Below are 17,549 nucleotides of genomic sequence, written 5' to 3'. Positions count from 1 at the left end.
GACCGCATCCCCGAGCCGCTGCTGCACGAGGCGGCGCTGCTGAAGACCGAGGCGCAGGCCGCCTGGGTCGCGGCGCGGGCCAGATCCGATTTCCCTGCCTTCCGGCCGTATCTGGAGCGCAGCTTCGCCCTGCAGCGCCGGATCGCCGACGCCCTGGGCTGGTCCGAACACCCCTATGACGCGCTGGTGGCGCAATACGAGCCGGGCATGGCCCTGGCCCGGCTGCGGCCGCTCTTCGCGACGCTGCGGGGCCGGCTGGTGCCGCTGATGCAGCGGGTGCTGGACCGGCCGCCGGCGCGGCGCGACTTCCTGGACCGCGACTATCCGGTGGACCGGCAGAAGGCCTTCGCCCGGACGCTGACCGAGCGGGTCGGCTTCGACTATGCCCATGGCCGGCTGGACGAGACGGTGCACCCGTTCGAGATCTCCTTCACCCGCGACGATGTCCGCATCACCTCGCGCTACCGTCCCGGCTACCTGCCCGCCGGGCTGTTCGCGGCGCTGCACGAGGCCGGGCACGGCATGTACGAGCAGGGCATCGACCCGGAGATCGGCCGGTCGGCGCTGGCGACCGACATCGTCAACCTCTACGCCGTCGGCGGGGCCAGCTTCGGCATGCACGAATCCCAGTCGCGGCTGCTGGAGAACCGCGTCGGCCGGTCCCGCCGCTTCTGGGAGCTGAATTTCGGCCTGCTGCGCGAGGCCTTCCCGGAGCAGCTGGCCGATGTCTCGGCCACGGAATTCTGGCGTGCGGTCAACCATGTCCGGCCCGGCCTGATCCGGGTCGAGGCCGATGAGCTGACCTATGACCTGCACATCATGTTGCGGGTCGAGCTGGAGGCCGCGGTGATCGCCGGCGACCTCGCCGTCGCCGACCTGCCGGCCGCCTGGGCCGAGCGGATGCGCGCCGATCTCGGCCTCGACGTGCCGGACGACGCGCGCGGCGTGCTGCAGGACGTGCACTGGTCGACCGGCTATGTCGGGTCCTTCCCGACCTACACTCTGGGCAATGTCATGGCCTCGCAGCTGTTCGCGGAGGCGGAGCGGGACCCGGCGGTGACGGCGGGGCTGGAGGCCGGCGACTATGCGCCGCTGAAGCTCTGGCTGAACCGCGCGGTGCACCGCCACGGCCGGTCGCGCACGCCGGAGGAGATCCTGCAGGCCGCGACCGGCAGCGGCCTCGATCCCGAGCCGTACCTCGCCTATCTCGAGGCCAAGTACCCGCTCGCCGAGATGGGCTGATACCCACTCAAGGACCCTCGTTGCGAGCGCAGCGAAGCAATCCATGCATCAGCCCGAACGGAACGATGGATTGCTTCGTCGGCTTCACCTCCTCGCAATGACGGCTCTTTCGCAGGGAAGAGAATGATCTCCCCGGCGCTTGACGGCCGGTCAGTCCAGCGCCAGCAATTGCCGGACCACGGGCACCAGGGCCTGGCCGATCGCCCGCGTGTTAGCGGCGTCGAGATGCACGCCATCGACCGGCGACGCCGTCGCCACGCTCGCCGCGTCGAAGAAGGCGCAGCCGCAGTATTCCGCGGCATCGCGATAGCGTGGCGCCAGCTTCTGCGATTCCGCGATGCTGCGGCCGCCGGAGGGCTGCCAGTCGCCGCCGACGGTCGGCCCGAACAGCGGCGGCGCCACGATCAGCACCTGCGGTGCGGCCGCGCCTCGGCCGTAGGGATAGGTGCGGGCGATCTCGACCAGCCGCTCCATCCCAGCCCCGGCGCCCAGGACCGTGCCGCAGACATGCGGCTTCAGGTCATTGGTGCCGAGCATGATGATGAGAAGATCGAGCGGGTGGTGGCTGCCCAGCAGTGTCGGCAGGATACGGGCGCCATTGCGGTCGGCCGCCGCGCCATGGTCGTCGAACATCGTCGTGCGCCCACCCAGGCCCTCGGCGATCACCCGCGCCGCGCCGCCCAGCCCGACCTCCAGCACACTGGGCCAGCGGTTCTCAAAGCGGTGGCGGCCGCCGGTCTCGGCATCGGCGCCATAGGTCAGGCTATCGCCGAAGGCGAGGATGGTCCTGGTCACGATGCCCCTCCGATCCTGCGCCGCCCGCCCCAGCAGCGTCGGCCGCTCCAGCGGCCCGGATGTGGTCTTGACCCGGCGATCCAGCCGGACGTCGCCGTTGCCGAAGGTCGGGGTCACCGTGTCACAGAATGCGGCCCCGACGAAGCGCCATCTCCGGCCGTCGCTCGTCGCGCCATGAAACCGGCCTGGCCACCTCCGATGAATTGCATCACGTATAAATGTAAGTCAATCCAATTCTGCGCACGCCACGCACCGCCCGCGCCGGCGCCTAGCCCAGGGTGCCGTCGGATTTCAGCTTGAGCGCGTAGTCGAGATGGAAGCGCATGAACTCGGACGCCTTGGCGATATCGCCGGCCTCGAGCAGGTCGAGGATGCGCAGATGCTCCAGCGACTGGCCGACCAGGCGGCTGCGGTCGACCGTCTTGCGGTACTCCGCCAGGCGGCGGCTGGCATTCACCCGCTTGATCGATTCGATGAAGTAGATGTTGCCGGAGCCGGCGACGATCATCTCGTGGAACTGCGAGTTGATCTCGAACAGCCTGGTGCGCGACAGGGTGCGGTAGTCGCCGTCCAGCAGGGCCTGCTGCTGCACCCGGGCACGGCGGAACGCCTCCTCGTCGACCGTGTAGCCCGGCTGCAGGATGGCGGCGGGCTCGATGGCGATGCGGAACTGGTAGGCCATGCGATAGGCCTCGCTGGAGGTCAGCACCGGCAGGAAGCCCCAGCCCTTGCCCGGCAGCCGCTCGACCCAGCCCTCCCGCGCCATCCGCGTCAGGATGCGGATCGCCTCGCTGCGCGACAGGTCGTAGCGCCGCATGATCTCGTTCTCGCTGACCCGGTCCGGCAACCGGCCGGACAGGCGGTCGTCGGCGAGCTGGAAATATGCCTCCTCCCCCGCCTCCGGGCTGGCATCGGCGACGACATCGGCGGCCAGCGCCGCCGGATCCTGGGCCAGGAAGAAGCCGCGATTGGCCTCGCGCCGGACGATGCCGCGCGCCTCCAGCAGCTTCAGCGCATCATTGACCGGCGACCGCGACACCCGGAACAGGTCGGCCAGCTTCTGCGCCGGCAGGTGGTCGTTCGGCCGCAGCGGCTGGTCGCGGGCGTAGTCGATGATCCGCGCGGCGATCTGCGGCGTCAGCGGCGATGGCGGCATCGGCCCCTCTCGACAAGCCGGCCGGGCCCGACGGCGGGCGGCCCTGCGCTGATGATTGCACTTTGAACCATCATCATGCAAAAAACCCTGCTGTTCTGATCGCCGCGATGGCATGATGACGTCTAGCACTCTCGACCCGGAGGGTCAGCATCTTCGATCCGTCGACCTGCCCCCGGCATTGCGCGGTCGAGCGGGCGACGGACGCCGACATCGCCACGCTGCGCCGGCTGCACGAGGATCTGAGCGTCCTGATCCGGTCGGGCAAGCCGATGGTGGCGTCGCGGGAGAACATCATCTGCCACAAGCGGATCTACGAGATCGCCCGCAATCCCGAGGCCGAGCAGATCCTGGAAGGCCGCACCCGGGTGGTGCGGACGGTGGCCGACAGTCTGGGCGGCTTTGGGCCGGAGATGTATGACGCGGTGATCGGCGAGCACGAGACGATGATCCGCGCCTTTGAGGCCCGCGACCCGACCGCGGCGGGCCAGGCCGTCTTCGTCCATGTCACCGCGGCCCGGGACCACCTGCTGGCCCGGATCGCGGAGGAAGGCGGCTTCTCACCGAGGCCGTGAGGCCGGGGATCAAACCGGACCTTGCAGCTTTCGATTGAGATGAAGCAGCAAGCTGCTCGCAGCCCCGGCGAAGAGCGTCAGCAGGAAGGTCAGGGCCATGATGACGTCGATGTTGTGCAGGCCGATCGCGTTCATCAGCAGGAAGCCCACCCCCCGCTGCGATGCGAACATCTCGCCGAGCAGCGTGCCGATCAGGGTCAGCGAGAAGCCGATCCTGAGGCCGGCGAAGATCTCCGGCATCGCCGCCGGCAGCAGCACGCGGGTGACCATCTCGAACGTCCTGAGGCCCATCACCCGGCCGCTCTTCACCAGGACCGGGCGGATGTTGCGCACCGCGCTGATGGTGAACAGCGCCACCGGGATGATGCCGTGGATGGTGCCGAAGGCGATCTTGGCGGAGATGCCGAGGCCGAACATCAGCAGCAGGATCGGGTACAGCGTGATCTTCGGGATCGAATAGCGAGTATCTCGGCTCGGAGAAGGGCATCGGCTGCCTGATCCTGCTGGCCGAGGGGGTGTTCGACATCAATTCGGTGATCGCCGGCATCCTGCTGCTGACCGTCTTCGCCCTCGTGCTCGACACCGCCGTGTCGGTGTTCGAGGAGCGCTTCATGCGCTGGCGGCCAACGGCCGGCCAGCCCGTGGGCGCCAACGCCTGATCCGACGCCCGCATCGCAAGCCCGTCACCAGAGGTCCTTCCGTGCAGCTCAACTCGATCAATCTCGACGGCCGCGTCGCCGTGGTCACCGGTGGCGCCCAGGGCATCGGCCGCGAGATCGCCGAACGCCTCCTGCGCTCCGGCGCCCGGCTCGTCATCTGGGACGTCAACGCCGACGGGCTGGAGCCGGCGAAGCGCGAGCTCGCCGCGGCCACCGGCCGGGACGACATCCACACGATGCGCGTGGATATCGCCGACAATGCCGGCGTGGAGGCCGCGGTGGCGGGGACGGTCGAGGCGCTGGGGCGCATCGACATCCTGGTCAACAACGCCGCCATGGTCGGGCCGAACGCGCCGCTGGCGGAGTATCCGCTCGATGCCTGGCGCAGCGTGCTGGAGGTCGACGTCAACGGCACCTTCCATTGCTGCCGGGCGGTGGCTCCGGTAATGATCGCCCAGAACTACGGCCGCATCGTCAACGTCGCCTCGATCGCCGGCAAGGAGGGCAACCCGAACGCCGCGGCCTACAGCTCGGCCAAGGCCGCGGTCATCGCCATGACCAAGTCGCTGGGCAAGGAGCTGGCCGGGCACGACATCGCCGTCAACTGCGTGACCCCGGCCGTGGCCCGGACGCCCGGCGCAATGGCGCAGGCGCCGGAGCACATCACATACATCTCGTCGGTCATCGTGGGTCCTTGGTTCGCGTTGAAGTTTGGCGACCAAAACCCTACCGAAGATTCGCGATGACCACCGCTGTGGATAAGCAGCCCGCCTGCGCCAGACTCGTGGCGGTCGCTCCGGCGGGCTACTTATCCACAGCTCCTACACCACTTGGCGGGACACGACCTCCTCAACATCGAGATTCTTCCCGAATTCGTGGCACCACGAACCCGACAGCCGCTCGTCGACCATATGAGGATGGTTGGCCCGAGCCCGCCGGAGCGACGGCCGTTCTCCAGATCGCCAGGGAGCTCTGCCAGCCGGATATCCCGGACGAATGGACACGCAATTCGGACCTTGGCGCCATCCTGTCGCGCTAGCCTGATGACAGATCCGCCCAACCGACGGTGCCGGCCGGTCAACGAGTTGTCGCCGCGGCATGACCAGATACCCGAGGTGAGACCATGAGAATTGCTGGGGGTGCCTCCGCCCTGCTTCTGGCTGCTCTGGCCTGCGGCACCGTCGCAGCCGTGGCGGCGCAGGCCGAGGGACCATTGGCCGGAGGGGCCGTCGACGCGGCGGGCAACCTTCATGTTCCCACTGACTACCGGACTTCCTATGAGTTTCTAGGCACCTGGGCCGTTGCAGCCGACCAGGGCCAGGGCGCAAAGGAACTCCATACCGTGTACGCCTCTCCCGGCACCACGGCAGCCTATCGCCGCGACGGGCATTTCCCGGACGGCGCCGTGCTGGTGAAGGAGGTCTACGGCGCTGCGACCGGCGACATGACGACCGGGACAGTAAGCCACGCGGACAAGCTGTCGGGCTGGTTCGTCATGATGAAAGACGGCAAGGGCAGATTTCCGGGCAACAAGCTTTGGGGCGACGGCTGGGGCTGGTCCTGGTTCGACGTCGGCAATCCGCTGAAGACGACATCGACGGACTATACGGCGGATTGCCAGTCCTGCCACCTTCCAGCTCAGGCGACGGACTGGATCTATGTCCATGGATATCCGCAGCTGAGGAAATGATCCCGATGATGGAGATCACACGCTCCGGATTATAGGCGAGAATCTGGAGGCTGATCTCGGTGCTGACCCTTCTCGACCCTCGGGGAGGAAGAGTCGCGCCTATCGAGGCTTTGAGCGCGCCGAAGGGCTGCCCCGCCGTCTGCCGACGGATGCGCATGGCATCCGGCGTCCGGTCCAGCCGCTCCCGCATGGCGCGAAGACGTCCCAACGCCCAGCCGGTCATATCTTAAGCCTTGATGGCGCAGCTCTGGCAGGCGGCGATCCAATAGTGCCGCAGATGCGGAGGCCGACGCCTTCTTCGCGGCCACTGCCCAGGTGCGGGCTCGGGCACGCCGCCATGTTCGGCGCAGCCGGCCCGATCGCGCCGCATGCGGTCGTCAAGGCGGCGCCCCGAAAGCGGACGGCGCCTTCTCGATCCGTTCCGGTCCCACACTTGCCCGAACCGGCCGTAGCAGCCCGCCCTGCGAAGCGGTGATGGTCGCACGTGCTTCGTGATAACCTTGCGCTGGAGAAAAAGCGGCATGGAACAGAGCCTCCAGATCGGCGATAGGATCACCGACACGTCAGCACCGCCCGATGACAGCACTGTCCGCGACTGGATCGGGCCGGGTGCGTTCAAGCATTGGACCGAGCTGCAGAACTGGATCGAGGAATTCTATCCCGGTGTTTTCACGCCAGAGTGGCTCTATGGCGGCAGGAACCGCGGCTGGTCCCTGCGCTACAAGAAGACAAGGGCGTTCTGCACCTTCCTGCCGGAGTACAGGCGATTTTCGGCCACGGTGGTCTTGGGGAAAGCAGAACGAAAGAAGTTCGAGGAGCGGCGTCATGCCTGGCGCCCGCAGTTGGTCCAGCTTTACGATCAAGCCCGAACGTACCCGGACGGGAAATTCCTGACAGTTGCGATCTCATCTGCAAACGATCGACGTAATGTAGTGGAACTTTTGACTATGAAACGCCCTCCAACGCCGTGCGGCTGAACGTCAGATATCTGGCTGATCGGTCAAGAGTCGCAATCATAGCAGAACGGTGTACCCCAAGATCTTCAAGGATGAAGAGATGATTCGACCATATTCGCGGTTTGACTTTGTAAGCAGGTTGTCATGCAAAACACGGGCAATTCACCAGCCGGAAGCGGACAAGGGGAGCAGGCCGGTCCGATGATCGCCGGCCCTGCCTCGAAGCTTTCCGCCGCCGACCTCAACAACCTCATGCGGGCGCTCGAGATCGAAGTCATCGCGCTCACCGAGATACTGATTCCAGCGGGCCATCGCGCCGAGATGGGGACGATCGACGCGCCGGCGATCCACTACACGGTCAGCGGCAGGGGGCGAATTTCGATCGGCAACGGGCCGTCGATGGCGCTCGAGCCGCATCTGCTCATCATCAAGCCTCCGAACACCCCGTTCGCGATCGAAGTCGACGGAGCCGGCGGCCCGAAGAGGCTCATCACCCGCGATTGCTGGACGCAGCATGACGGCGTGTTGCGCATCGGGATGCCGGCCGAGCAGCCCGAGATTATCCAGATCTGCGGCTTCTTCAACGCGTCCTTCGGACAATCCGTCGGGTTGTTTCGCGAACTGAGAGAGCCGGTGGTCGAGAAATTCGAGCCGACGGACAAGATCGACCTGAAGCTTCGCGAAGCGGTCGAGGAGCTCTGCGCGCAGGAAATCGGCATGGGCGCCATGACGGCTTCCCTGCTGAAGCAGATCGTCGTCGCCTTGGTGAGGCGATCGATGAAGTCCTCCCGCAGCTGGACGGATCGGTTTTCGATTCTCGCGGACCGTCAGATCACACGTGCATTCGCCGACATGGTGGCACGTCCGGGGGCCGCCCATACGATTCAGAGCCTGGCGCATCGCGCAGGCCTGAGCCGGTCGGCCTTCATGGCGCGGTTCTCGGAGATCTTCGGCCGTTCGCCGATGGCCGTCGTTCGGGATCTCAGGATGCGGCAGGCGGCGCTCGATCTCGCGACGACGTCAGCCCCGGTCGAGGTTGTGGCTTACAACGCCGGTTATCAAAGCCGCTCCAGCTTCGTGCGGGCGTTCCGGCAAGCCTACAACGCTGATCCCAGCGAGTACCGGCAGAATGCCAGGAACGGCGAGGCTGATAAGGGCGCTTGAGCCGAGCACCGCGCTCCGAGGCATCTCTCCCGCCAAGTGCGCGAGTTCGGAAGGGCATGCCGATTGTGACATCCGTTCACCTGTCGAAGCTGTTCATCGAGCTTTCGACATTGGCTTGAGCCTGTCACCTGGCAGGAGAAAAGACGGGAGACGATAAGGGCCGAAAGCAAGCCGCATGAGCTCGCGCGCCCTGACGCCGCGCCCGACTAAGCTCCCTTCCATCCCTTGCCGGATCCGGACACGCCTGATCCCCTGATCCTCGGCGCTGGCCAGCTCTGGATTCCGGAATGCGTGTCCGCCCGTCCTGGGCGGCCTGACGGGGGTTTCATGGCGCCGACACCAGTGGCAGCGTGGCTTTGTATTCGGAAGATGACGAGCTACCGCACATAGGCAGGTGGACGATGAAGGCAATCGTTGTGACGGACCGGGCGGCGGGAACGGCCGGAATGAAGCTGGCGGAGCTTCCCGAGCCGCAGGCAGCGATCAACGACGTCGTCGTTCAGGTTCATGCGTCGGGATTCACCTGGGACGAGTTGACATGGCCCTCGACATGGACCGATCGCCTCGGCCGTGATCGGACGCCGGTTATTCCCGGGCAGGAGTTGGCCGGAGTGGTGGCCGCCCTCGGCTACGGCACGACGGGACTGTCAGTGGGACAGCGGGTGTTCGGCCTCACGGACTCGTATCGCGGCGGCACCCTGGCGGAATATGTGGCCATCGAGGCCCGCAACCTTGCGCCGCTGCCGGGCGACGTCGACTTCACGGTGGGCGCGAGCGTGGCGATGCCGGGCCTGACTGCGTGGCAGGGACTGTTCGAGCATGGCCGCCTTCAGGCAGGGCAGAGCGTCCTCGTGCACGGGGCGGCCGGCGCAGTCGGGTCGATGGCAACCCAGCTCGCCCGTGAGGCCGGCGCCTATGTTATCGGCACCGGACGCGCTGCCCACCGTCAGACGGCGCTCGGCTTCGGCGCGCAGGAATTCGTCGACCTCGAAAACGACGCCCTGGAAGATGTCGGCGGTGTCGATCTCGTGTTTGATGTCTTCGGCGGCGACATCGGGAAGCGGTCTGCAGGCCTGGTCCGAGCCAGAGGAACGCTGGTGACCATCGCCGGTCCGACCGAGGCGCGGCCCGCCGACGGCCTGGCGGTCGACTTCGTTGTCGTGTCCGACCGCACCCAGCTGGGGGAGATCATCCAGCGGGTGCGGGACGGACGGCTGCGGACGAATATCGGCACCGTCTCTGCCCTGGATGACGCGGTCACCGCCTTCAACCGGACCGAGCGACGCCCGGGGAAGACGATCATTCGCGTTCGTCCGTAAGCGACACCGCCTATCGATGCATGCGGCCGGCCGGCATTGTCCGGACTGGTCGTGGCGCGCCCCGTCAAAGGCGCCGGGAGCCATCTCGGAAGCAGCCGATGGCCCTGACGTGAGATGTCGAGCGGACTCCATCTCCGCAGCACTTCCGGCAAGGAAAGCAAACGCTCTCGTGCCTCAACCTGTTCTTTCGCCCGCAGGACTAACCATGACCAACGGACTGATCATGAGCAATGCCGTCATCGAATGTATCCTGAGCCGCACCGCCACCAAGTATTACGACCCTTCCGCCACCTTGAGCGACGACCAGATCCGCGAACTGGTGCGAATCGGCACCACTGCGCCGACATCCTTCCACTTGCAGAACTGGCGCTTCATTGCCGTACGCACGCTCGAAGCCAAGGCTCGGCTGCGTCCGATCGCCTGGAATCAGCCCGCGATCACCGAAGCAGCCGTTACCTTCATCGTCTGCGGCCAGTTGGCCGATTCCAGCGTGATACCGGAGCGCCTGGCCCCGGTGGTGGAAGCGGGCATCATGCCGGCAAACCTGGTGCCGGATTGGGAAATCCCCGCACGCGGTCTGTATCAGGATTTCCCGCAGCGCCAGCGCGATGAAGCCGTGCGCACCGCCACCTTCGGCGCGGCGGCGATGATCTATGTCGCCCGCTCATGGGGTCTGGGTTCGACGCCGATGATCGGCTTCGATGCTGACGCTGTGCACCGCGAGTTCCGACTGGCCGAGGACGAAGTGCCGGTGATGTTGTTGTCCGTGGGGCCGGAGCGTCCGGGGAACTGGCCGCAGAAGCCCCGCCGCCCGGTGGCCGATGTACTGCAGCTTGTCTAATTGGCAGTCAAACCGATTACTTAGGGAGATTACGTGATGGCCAGATCCGCAACTCTGAACCCGGAACAGGTGCCGGCCGATTCGAAGCCGACCCTCGATATGTTCACCAGGAACATCGGGTTCACGCCAAATATGATGGCGACCTTCGCGCAAAGCCCGATCGCGTTTAACGCGTGGGCGACCTTACTCGGCTCCTTGAGCAAGGTGCTCGACGTGAAGACGCGTGACAGCATCGGCCTCGCCGTCTCCGAAGTGAATGGCTGCAACTACTGCCTGACGGTCCACAGCTTCACGGCCGAGCATATGGCCAAGCTTCCGGCCGGCGACATCATTCTCGCTCGGAAGGGCCATGCCAGTGACCCGAAACGGGATGCCGCCGTCCAATTCGCGCGCAAAGTCATCGAGAGCCGTGGCAAGGTCAGTGAAGCCGATCTGAAAGCCGTCCGCGATGCCGGCCACACGGATGCGAACGTCATGGAGATCGTTGCGCTGGTGGCCATGTACTCCCTGACGAACTTTTTCAATAACGTGTTCGATCCGGAGCAGGACTTTCCCGCTGTCACGCCGGCCGGCTCGGTCTGACCTCCATCTGACCGCGTCGACCATCTCCAACGGCGAGAGGCATGCGAGCGTAGCGCGAAAGCCCGGATATACCCAGGATCTTTGGGACCGCAACCGGGCTTTCGTGCGCGCCGACAAAGTCAGGGCATCGTATTTCCCGGGGTACGCGCATGAACAGGTCACAGAAGGTTGTTGTCGTTACCGGTGCGTCACAAGGCATCGGCGCGGAGGTCGTAAAAGCATTCCGAAAGCTCGACTACCGCGTTGTCGCCACCTCTCGTTCGATCAAGCAGTCCGACGACGAGAACGTCCTGAGTATCGCCGGCGACATCGGCGATCCCACAACGGCACAACGTGTCATTTCCGAAGGCGTCTCGCGATTTGGCCACATCGATACGCTGGTGAACAACGCCGGCATCTACGTCGGAAAGCCTTTCACCGAGCACACCGCCGAAGACTACGCCGCCGTGATGAATGTGAACATGGCGGGCTTCTATCACATCACGCAACTCGCGATCGCCGAGATGGAAAGGCGCTCGAGCGGCCATGTGGTGAGCGTCACGACCAGCATAGACCAAGTCGCGATCAGTGGGATCTACTCGGTCCTGGCGGCGATGACGAAGGGCGGTCTCAACGCCGCCACGAAGTCACTGGCGATCGAGTACGCGAAAAAGGGCATCCGCGTGAACGCCGTTGCTCCGGGGAACATAAAGACGCCGATGCACGCGCCTGAAAATCACGAAACGCTCGGCGCCTTCCAGCCTATCGGACGCATGGGTGAAACAAGCGATATCGCCAACGCCATCCTGTTTCTCGACTCCGCACCGTTCATCACCGGAGAGATTCTGCACGTCGACGGTGGGCAAAGCGCCGGCCGCTGAGATGCATCAGCACTCCGGAGAGAGAAAGTGACTTCGCCCGTCCTCCTCGAAGTGAGGACGAGATCGGCCACACCTACCATCAAAAATACGGTGTGAAGCCCATCGGGTCATGGGCGCGGGACCCGAGGCCGGCCTTGCCGAAGTGCGCCAACCTCAACCGTGACTTCGGGCGTCCGGCGGTACGGCTCCACGACCGCATCGCGGATCGCTCGCCTTTTCACCGAAAGCGATTTGCGTGACCCGCTGGTTCGAGGGTCCGGGGACTCGTTGAAAGCCATGGGGGAAAATCCGCATGAACATCCTTCATATTGATTGCAGCCCGCGTCCAGATTCCCATAGCCGCCGGCTTTCGGCGGCGATCGTCGAGAAACTCCTAGAGGTTGCGCCCGCCATGAGCGTCAGCCGGCGAGACCTTGGCGCCGATCCCCTACCGCATGCCACGGCCGACTACGCAACCACGCTGTCGTCTCCGGCCACCTTGGCGGCACCGCTGGAAGGCTCGCTGGTTCGTGCCGAAGCACTTATCGAGGAAGTCGAGGCGTCCGATGTGATTGTCATCGGAACGCCCATGCACAACCTCACCGTTCCGTCCGTCCTCAAGGCGTGGATCGACCAGATCCTGCGCGCCGGTCGCACCTTCAGGTCAACGCCGGCCGGAAAGGTGGGGATGCTGCGCGACCGTCCGGTCTTCGTCGGCATAGCTTCCGGGGGCGTCTTTACCGGTGAGCGAGCCAACCAGCCCGATTTTCTCACGCCCTATCTGTCGGTGGTGCTGGGCAGCGCTGGGCTGAAGACCCTGCAATTCCTCCCCGTGCAGGCCACCGCGTTTCTCGTCGGGGACCAGGCCACATTGGCCAGGGAGAGAGCCCTCGCAGCGATCGACCTGACAGTCATGGCAAAGGTCCCGACTGCGACCTGACGATGGTCGAGGCGATCTGATCAGCCTGTGGGGCCCGAAGCTGTCCGGCTGCCGCGGCGACGAGACCCGGGCGCCGTCGTCGATCGATCCGGGCTTTGATGGCTTACTGAGGTCGAGATCGAAGGGGTGGCACCGGCGCTCCCTTGCACAGCGCGCTGTCATCAGTCCCCGAAATAGGCCGGCCGGTCGATGTCGGCGATCAGCCCGGGCTGAGTTGGCGCCCAGCCCAGCAGGGTCCGGGTGCGTTCGCTCGAGGTCGGGACATCCATCTCGGTGAACATCGCGAACCAGCCGAAATGCGCCGCCGCCTGCTCGGGCGACAGGCCGGCCACCGGCACGCCCAGGCGGCGGCCGATCACCGCGGCGATCTCCCGGAACTGCACGCCCTCCTCCGCCATCGCGTGATAGCGGGCGCCGGCGGTGACGCCGTGCTCCAGCGCCAGCCGGTAGACCCGGGCGGCGTCGAGCCGGTGCGCGGCGGGCCAGCGGTTGAGGCCTTCGCCGACCATCGCCGACACGCCCTTCTCATGCGCCAGCCGGATCAGGATCGGCACGAAGCCGTGATCGCCGTCGCCATGGACCGAGGGCGGCAGCCGCACCGTCGCCGCCCGCACCCCTCGCGCCACCTGTGCGGCGGCGGCGGCCTCGGACAGGCGGTGATAGGTGGCCGAATTGGGGAAGGGCGGATCCTCCTCGGTCCCCACCGGGCCCTGCGCCACGATCAGGGCGCCGGAGGTGACCAGCAGCGGGCGGTCGGAGCCGGCGAGCGCATCGCCGATCGCCGCGATGGCGCGGCCATCGATCTCGCAGTTCTCCTGGAATTTCGAGAAATCGTGGATGAAGCCGGTGTGGATCACGGCATCGGCTTCGGCAGCGCCGCGGCGCAGGCTATCGGGATCCCGCAGGTCGCCGCGGTGCGGCTCGGCGCCCGCAGCGAGAAGCGACTCGGCACCCGCATCGGAGCGGGTCAGGCCGAGCACCTGATGACCGGCGCCGATCAGGTCCTGAACCACAGCGGAGCCGACGAAGCCGGTGGCACCGGTGACGAAGACACGCATGAGGAAACCTCCTGTTAAGAGGAGGCGACGGTCTCGCGACGTGCTATCCTGGTAAAGACGAGAGATTATACGGGTATAATGGCTAACAGGTTCGGCATGCCGGTCGGAAATGACAATCCGCTCGGGGCGTATCTCAAGGATCGCCGCGCCAGGCTGGACCCGGCGTCTTTCGGCCTGTCCGGGCCGCGCCGGCGCACGCCCGGCCTGCGCCGGGAGGAGGTGGCCCAGCGCGCCAATATCAGCGCCACTTGGTATACTTGGCTGGAGCAGGGCCGCGGCGGCGCGCCGTCCGCCGACGTGCTCGACCGGATCGCCCGCGCTTTGATGCTGACGGATGTCGAGCGCGAGCACCTGTTCCTGCTCGGGCTCGGCCGCCCGCCCGCGATCCGCTTCCAGGTGGCCGAGGGCGTCACGCCGCGGCTGCAGCGGGTGCTCGACGCGCTGACGCTCAGCCCGGCGCTGGTGAAGACCCCGACCTGGGATGTGGTCGCCTGGAACCGTGCCGCGGCGGCAGTGCTGACCGACTACGGGGCCCTGCCGCCCGAGCAGCGCAACATCCTGCGCCTAGTCTTCCTGGATCGCCGCGTCCGCGCCGCGCAGTTCGACTGGGACGGCGTGGCCCGGTTCGTGGTAGCGGCATTCCGTGCCGATGCGGCGCGCGCCGGGGCGACCGACAGAGTCGGGGCGCTGGTGGAGGAGCTGTGCGAGCTGAGCCCCGACTTCGCGGCGATGTGGCGGGACAACGACGTCCGCAGCTACGGCGAGGGCGTCAAGCGCCTGCGCCATCCCATCGCCGGGCCGATCGCCTTCGAGTTCTCGGCCTTCGCCGTCGACGGCCGGCCGGATCTCGGCATGGTCATCTACAATCCGGCGACGCCGGCCGATGCCGACCGGGTCCGGTCGCTGATCGGGCCGGAAGCGTCGGCACCGACGTGATCGCCGCGTGCCCGCCGATTCAGCCGACAAGGGGCAGCTTGTGGTTGGATGCCGGAATTCTTACTCTTACCGGCAAGAGTAAGGAGTCGACTATGCGCATCACGTCCAAGGGCCAGGTCACCATCCCGGCCGAGATTCGCGAACGCGCAGGCCTGCTGCCGCACACCGAGGTCGAGTTCGAGTTCGACGGCAAGGTCGTGCGGATCATGCGCGCCAAACCCCGCAAAGGCGGCAGCCGCGGCAGCCGCCTCATCTCCCATCTGCGCGGGCGCGGAGACGTGGCGATCAGCACGGACGAGATCATGGCGCTCACCCGGGACGACTGAATGACCGCCATCCTGATCGACAGCAACATCCTCCTCGACGTGATGACGGAGGATGCCCGCTGGTTGCCATGGTCGGCGGCGTCGCTCGAACAGGCCGCCGACCGGTTTCGCCTGGTCATCAATCCGATCATCTACGCCGAGGTCTCGGTTCGCTATTCCCGGATCGAGGATCTCGAGGTCGCCCTGCCCAGGACAATGTTCGATCGGGAAGCGGTTCCCTACGAAGCGGCATTCCTGGCGGGCAAGTCCTTCGCCAGGTACCGGCAACGGGGAGGAGAGAAGCGGTCGCCGCTGCCGGATTTTTTCATCGGCGCACACGCCGCCGTCGCCGGATACCGGCTGATGACGCGAGACGCGGCACGCTACCGGACCTATTTTCCCAAGCTGTCCCTCATCGCCCCGGAATAATCTTTCCAAGCTGGTCGAGCCCAGCCATCCCTATCGACCTGCTACCCGCTGCCGAGGATCGCCATGGACCGTTACGTCGTCATCTCCGGCTGCTCGGGCGGCGGCAAGTCGACGCTGCTGGCCGAACTCGGGCGGCGCGGGCATGCCGTGGTCGAGGAGCCCGGGCGGCGCATCGTCAAGCAGGAGTTGGAGCGCGGCGGGCAGGCCCTGCCCTGGGTCGACGGGACGACCTTCGCCCGCCGCGCCATCGCGATGGCGCTGGCCGACCGTGCCGCGGCAGGGAGCTGGCTCGGCTGGGTGTTCTTCGACCGTGGCCTGATCGATGCCGCCTCCGCCCTGCAGCACATGACCGGCGAGCCGGCGCTGGAGACTCTGGCCCGCCCCTATCCCTATCACCGCCGCGTGTTCCTGACCCCGCCCTGGCCGGAGATCTACGGCACCGATCCGGAGCGCCGCCACGGCCTCGACGCTGCGATGGAGGAGTATGAACGGCTACTCAGGGACTATCCGGCCCTGGGCTATGAGGTCGTGATCCTGCCGAAGACCAGCGTGGCCGAGCGGGCCAACTTCGTGCTGGCCAGGCTCGCGGAATAGCTATTTCGGCGGCAGGGTGCGGACGAAGGCGAGCGCGGCGTCGAGCAGCCGCCGGCGCAGTGCGTCGTCGCCATAGGCGGCCGCGCCGGCCCGCACCCAGCCGGGCATGGCACGGCCCTGCATGACCATGGCCGCCACGTCCGGCTGCTGCAGCGCCCAGCCGTCGTTGCCCTTGCCGAGGCGGACCAGCATGCTGTCGACACGGGCGCCGCACAGCAGGTTGCCATGCAGCAGCCAGGCCAGGCCGCCGAACATCCGCTTCTCGTCGAGGCCCGGCTCCTCGCCCAGTGCCTCGCGCACCAGCTCCTCCAGCCCCGGATCGCGTGCCATGCCGCCCTCCCCGCCCTAGCCTGGACCCGCCACCTTCTCGGCAATGCCGCGGTTGCGGGTCAGCATCGCCATCACCGCGTCGCGCGCCTTCCGCGGGTCGCGGCCGCGAATGCCCTCGGCGATGCCCATATGATAGTCGGCCGAGGGGCTGTAGGCATATTCTGCGGCGATGCCATGCGCCGAGACCAGGAACTGCACCCGCAGCAGCACGTCGAGCGGCCGGGCGAAGCCGGACAGGAGCCGGTTGTGCGAGGCGTTCAGCACCGCCAGGTGGAAAGCGACATCGGTGTCCAGCACCTGCGGCATCGTCTCCACCGCCAGCCGCGCGGCCAGGGCGACGATCGCCTCCGCCTCCTCATCAGTGGCGCGCGTTGCCGCCAGCTCGGCCGCCCGCGGCTCGACGATCTCGCGCAGCTCGGAGATCTCGACCAGGAAGCGGCCGATGCCGTCCGGCTCGCGCAGCAGCCAGGCCAGCACGTCGGGGTCGAGGATCGACCATTCCTCGCGCGGCCGGATGCGGGAGCCGTAGCGCCGGGCGGTGCGGATCAGCCCCTTGCCGGCCAGGACCTTGATCGCCTCGCGCATGGCGTTGCGGCCGACCGCGTATTCCGCGGCCAGCTCGGTCTCGGTCGGCAGCGGGCGATCGGCGGCATAGCGGCCGGCGACGATGGCGCGGCCCAGCGCCTGCACCGTCTGGCGCACCGCGCCGCCCGCGAGCGAGCGGCCGGACGCGCCGGACAGCGTGCTTTCCAGCAGGGCGGCCAGTGCCTCGGGGTCCGAAGGTCCGCTGTGGGGGAGAGCCGCCGATCCGCCAATGCCGCGCCGTGGAAACAGGTCAGAAAATGCTCGCCGCCGTGGTCATCGGACACCAGCGGGAGAGCTTGAGATACGGTAGCAGCACCCGGTATGCGGCGTCATCCCCGATGCGGGACAGCGCCTCGACCGCATAGCCGCGGACATAGCGGTTCTCGTCCCCGGTCAGCACCCGGCCCAGCGCCGGCACCGCGGCGGCGGCCGCCGGCCCCATCCGGGTCAGGCCCAGCACCGCGTCGAACCGCACCTCGGCATCGGCGTCGTCCAGGGCGCGGGCCAGGGCGGCGACGATCGCGTCGTCGGCCGGCTTCAGCCCCAGCGCCTCGACC

Annotated in this window: 23 protein-coding genes; 16 read left to right on the top strand and 7 right to left on the bottom strand. The window is 66.9% G+C overall.

The features are described from left to right. Window positions 1–1,242: carboxypeptidase M32 (locus P409_RS07950; RefSeq protein WP_034833995.1), on the top strand; the 1,242-nt coding region annotated here is incomplete at its 5' end. A 150-nt stretch (window positions 1,243–1,392) separates the two neighbouring features. Here the strand turns inward: P409_RS07950 and P409_RS07945 are convergent. Further along, window positions 1,393–2,154 carry an SGNH/GDSL hydrolase family protein gene (locus P409_RS07945; RefSeq protein ID WP_202964594.1) on the bottom strand — a complete coding sequence of 254 codons (762 nt, stop codon included), beginning with the start codon at window positions 2,152–2,154 and terminating at the stop codon, window positions 1,393–1,395. 151 nt (window positions 2,155–2,305) lie between these two features. Continuing rightward, window positions 2,306–3,193 carry a GntR family transcriptional regulator gene (locus P409_RS07940; protein ID WP_034833994.1) on the bottom strand — a complete coding sequence of 296 codons (888 nt, stop codon included), beginning with the start codon at window positions 3,191–3,193 and terminating at the stop codon, window positions 2,306–2,308. Between the two features lie 149 nt (window positions 3,194–3,342). Here P409_RS07940 and P409_RS07935 point away from each other — a divergent pair, with 149 nt between their 5' ends. After that, complete coding sequence (locus P409_RS07935) at window positions 3,343–3,765, top strand: FCD domain-containing protein (protein WP_081991356.1); 423 nt, start codon at window positions 3,343–3,345, stop codon at window positions 3,763–3,765. Between the two features lie 9 nt (window positions 3,766–3,774). On the opposite strand, the gene P409_RS07930 is transcribed toward P409_RS07935, so the two are convergent. Next, window positions 3,775–4,218, bottom strand: a complete 444-nt coding sequence (locus P409_RS07930; RefSeq protein WP_274519149.1) for an ABC transporter permease — start codon at window positions 4,216–4,218, stop codon at window positions 3,775–3,777. A gap of 62 nt (window positions 4,219–4,280) precedes the next feature. Here P409_RS07930 and P409_RS36975 point away from each other — a divergent pair, with 62 nt between their 5' ends. The 10 genes from P409_RS36975 (at window position 4,281) to P409_RS07890 (ending at window position 12,755) form a co-directional block, all read left to right on the top strand. Continuing rightward, window positions 4,281–4,424, top strand: a complete 144-nt coding sequence (locus P409_RS36975; protein WP_202964593.1) for a hypothetical protein — start codon at window positions 4,281–4,283, stop codon at window positions 4,422–4,424. Window positions 4,425–4,465: 41 nt separating this feature from the next. Beyond that, window positions 4,466–5,170: an SDR family NAD(P)-dependent oxidoreductase gene (locus tag P409_RS07925; RefSeq protein WP_081991355.1), complete on the top strand. Its 705-nt coding sequence runs from the start codon at window positions 4,466–4,468 to the stop codon at window positions 5,168–5,170. 377 nt (window positions 5,171–5,547) lie between these two features. After that, window positions 5,548–6,114 carry a cytochrome P460 family protein gene (locus P409_RS07920; RefSeq protein WP_034833991.1) on the top strand — a complete coding sequence of 189 codons (567 nt, stop codon included), beginning with the start codon at window positions 5,548–5,550 and terminating at the stop codon, window positions 6,112–6,114. Window positions 6,115–6,635: 521 nt separating this feature from the next. Beyond that, the gene (locus tag P409_RS36970) at window positions 6,636–7,091 is read left to right on the top strand and encodes a DUF3788 domain-containing protein (RefSeq protein WP_081991354.1); all 456 of its coding nucleotides are present in this window, start codon (window positions 6,636–6,638) and stop codon (window positions 7,089–7,091) included. Between the two features lie 123 nt (window positions 7,092–7,214). Next, window positions 7,215–8,234 (top strand): helix-turn-helix transcriptional regulator, encoded by a 1,020-nt coding sequence (locus P409_RS07915; protein ID WP_202964592.1) that lies wholly within the window; start codon window positions 7,215–7,217, stop codon window positions 8,232–8,234. 401 nt (window positions 8,235–8,635) lie between these two features. After that, window positions 8,636–9,553 carry an NADP-dependent oxidoreductase gene (locus tag P409_RS07910; protein ID WP_034833987.1) on the top strand — a complete coding sequence of 306 codons (918 nt, stop codon included), beginning with the start codon at window positions 8,636–8,638 and terminating at the stop codon, window positions 9,551–9,553. A 205-nt stretch (window positions 9,554–9,758) separates the two neighbouring features. Then, complete coding sequence (locus tag P409_RS07905) at window positions 9,759–10,394, top strand: nitroreductase family protein (protein ID WP_034833985.1); 636 nt, start codon at window positions 9,759–9,761, stop codon at window positions 10,392–10,394. A gap of 36 nt (window positions 10,395–10,430) precedes the next feature. Next, window positions 10,431–10,976, top strand: a complete 546-nt coding sequence (locus P409_RS07900; protein WP_034833983.1) for a carboxymuconolactone decarboxylase family protein — start codon at window positions 10,431–10,433, stop codon at window positions 10,974–10,976. A 149-nt stretch (window positions 10,977–11,125) separates the two neighbouring features. Next, the gene (locus tag P409_RS07895) at window positions 11,126–11,836 is read left to right on the top strand and encodes an SDR family NAD(P)-dependent oxidoreductase (protein WP_034833981.1); all 711 of its coding nucleotides are present in this window, start codon (window positions 11,126–11,128) and stop codon (window positions 11,834–11,836) included. Between the two features lie 292 nt (window positions 11,837–12,128). Then, complete coding sequence (locus P409_RS07890; protein ID WP_034833979.1) at window positions 12,129–12,755, top strand: FMN-dependent NADH-azoreductase; 627 nt, start codon at window positions 12,129–12,131, stop codon at window positions 12,753–12,755. Between the two features lie 161 nt (window positions 12,756–12,916). Here P409_RS07890 and P409_RS07885 read toward each other — a convergent pair whose 3' ends face one another. Further along, window positions 12,917–13,813 carry an SDR family oxidoreductase gene (locus tag P409_RS07885; protein ID WP_034833969.1) on the bottom strand — a complete coding sequence of 299 codons (897 nt, stop codon included), beginning with the start codon at window positions 13,811–13,813 and terminating at the stop codon, window positions 12,917–12,919. A 96-nt stretch (window positions 13,814–13,909) separates the two neighbouring features. Here P409_RS07885 and P409_RS07880 point away from each other — a divergent pair, with 96 nt between their 5' ends. The 4 genes from P409_RS07880 to P409_RS07865 all read left to right on the top strand — a co-directional run bounded on the left by P409_RS07880 (window position 13,910) and on the right by P409_RS07865 (window position 16,077). Further along, a complete protein-coding gene (locus P409_RS07880; RefSeq protein WP_034833966.1) occupies window positions 13,910–14,749 on the top strand; it encodes a helix-turn-helix transcriptional regulator in 840 nt (279 codons plus the stop codon). A gap of 92 nt (window positions 14,750–14,841) precedes the next feature. After that, the gene (locus tag P409_RS07875; protein WP_034833965.1) at window positions 14,842–15,075 is read left to right on the top strand and encodes an AbrB/MazE/SpoVT family DNA-binding domain-containing protein; all 234 of its coding nucleotides are present in this window, start codon (window positions 14,842–14,844) and stop codon (window positions 15,073–15,075) included. Then, window positions 15,076–15,483, top strand: a complete 408-nt coding sequence (locus tag P409_RS07870; protein ID WP_034833964.1) for a type II toxin-antitoxin system VapC family toxin — start codon at window positions 15,076–15,078, stop codon at window positions 15,481–15,483. 63 nt (window positions 15,484–15,546) lie between these two features. Further along, window positions 15,547–16,077 (top strand): AAA family ATPase, encoded by a 531-nt coding sequence (locus P409_RS07865; protein ID WP_034833963.1) that lies wholly within the window; start codon window positions 15,547–15,549, stop codon window positions 16,075–16,077. On the opposite strand, the gene P409_RS07860 is transcribed toward P409_RS07865, so the two are convergent. The 3 genes from P409_RS07860 to P409_RS07850 form a co-directional block, all read right to left on the bottom strand. Further along, window positions 16,078–16,407, bottom strand: a complete 330-nt coding sequence (locus P409_RS07860) for a TfoX/Sxy family protein (RefSeq protein WP_034833962.1) — start codon at window positions 16,405–16,407, stop codon at window positions 16,078–16,080. A 15-nt stretch (window positions 16,408–16,422) separates the two neighbouring features. Continuing rightward, window positions 16,423–17,109: a FadR/GntR family transcriptional regulator gene (locus P409_RS07855; protein ID WP_081991353.1), complete on the bottom strand. Its 687-nt coding sequence runs from the start codon at window positions 17,107–17,109 to the stop codon at window positions 16,423–16,425. Between the two features lie 133 nt (window positions 17,110–17,242). Then, on the bottom strand, window positions 17,243–17,549 hold a 307-nt coding region (locus P409_RS07850), incomplete at its 5' end, for a HEAT repeat domain-containing protein (protein WP_034833960.1).

This window comes from Inquilinus limosus MP06 (assembly GCF_000767795.1).
Classification (GTDB): Bacteria; Pseudomonadota; Alphaproteobacteria; order DSM-16000; family Inquilinaceae; genus Inquilinus; species Inquilinus limosus_E.
The sequence above is the reverse complement of the archived record's forward strand: the minus strand, read 5'-3'. Positions and strand labels throughout refer to the sequence as shown.

Bases quoted from the DNA above. Each gene is read 5' to 3' on its own strand.
- P409_RS07940 (WP_034833994.1), bottom strand. From the start codon at position 3,193: ATGCCGCCATCGCCGCTGACGCCGCAGATCGCCGCGCGGATCATCGAC.
- P409_RS07920 (WP_034833991.1), top strand. From the start codon at position 5,548: ATGAGAATTGCTGGGGGTGCCTCCGCCCTGCTTCTGGCTGCTCTGGCC.
- P409_RS36970 (WP_081991354.1), top strand. From the start codon at position 6,636: ATGGAACAGAGCCTCCAGATCGGCGATAGGATCACCGACACGTCAGCA.
- P409_RS07915 (WP_202964592.1), top strand. From the start codon at position 7,215: ATGCAAAACACGGGCAATTCACCAGCCGGAAGCGGACAAGGGGAGCAG.
- P409_RS07910 (WP_034833987.1), top strand. From the start codon at position 8,636: ATGAAGGCAATCGTTGTGACGGACCGGGCGGCGGGAACGGCCGGAATG.
- P409_RS07905 (WP_034833985.1), top strand. From the start codon at position 9,759: ATGACCAACGGACTGATCATGAGCAATGCCGTCATCGAATGTATCCTG.
- P409_RS07900 (WP_034833983.1), top strand. From the start codon at position 10,431: ATGGCCAGATCCGCAACTCTGAACCCGGAACAGGTGCCGGCCGATTCG.
- P409_RS07895 (WP_034833981.1), top strand. From the start codon at position 11,126: ATGAACAGGTCACAGAAGGTTGTTGTCGTTACCGGTGCGTCACAAGGC.
- P409_RS07890 (WP_034833979.1), top strand. From the start codon at position 12,129: ATGAACATCCTTCATATTGATTGCAGCCCGCGTCCAGATTCCCATAGC.
- P409_RS07885 (WP_034833969.1), bottom strand. From the start codon at position 13,813: ATGCGTGTCTTCGTCACCGGTGCCACCGGCTTCGTCGGCTCCGCTGTG.
- P409_RS07880 (WP_034833966.1), top strand. From the start codon at position 13,910: ATGCCGGTCGGAAATGACAATCCGCTCGGGGCGTATCTCAAGGATCGC.
- P409_RS07875 (WP_034833965.1), top strand. From the start codon at position 14,842: ATGCGCATCACGTCCAAGGGCCAGGTCACCATCCCGGCCGAGATTCGC.
- P409_RS07870 (WP_034833964.1), top strand. From the start codon at position 15,076: ATGACCGCCATCCTGATCGACAGCAACATCCTCCTCGACGTGATGACG.
- P409_RS07865 (WP_034833963.1), top strand. From the start codon at position 15,547: ATGGACCGTTACGTCGTCATCTCCGGCTGCTCGGGCGGCGGCAAGTCG.
- P409_RS07860 (WP_034833962.1), bottom strand. From the start codon at position 16,407: ATGGCACGCGATCCGGGGCTGGAGGAGCTGGTGCGCGAGGCACTGGGC.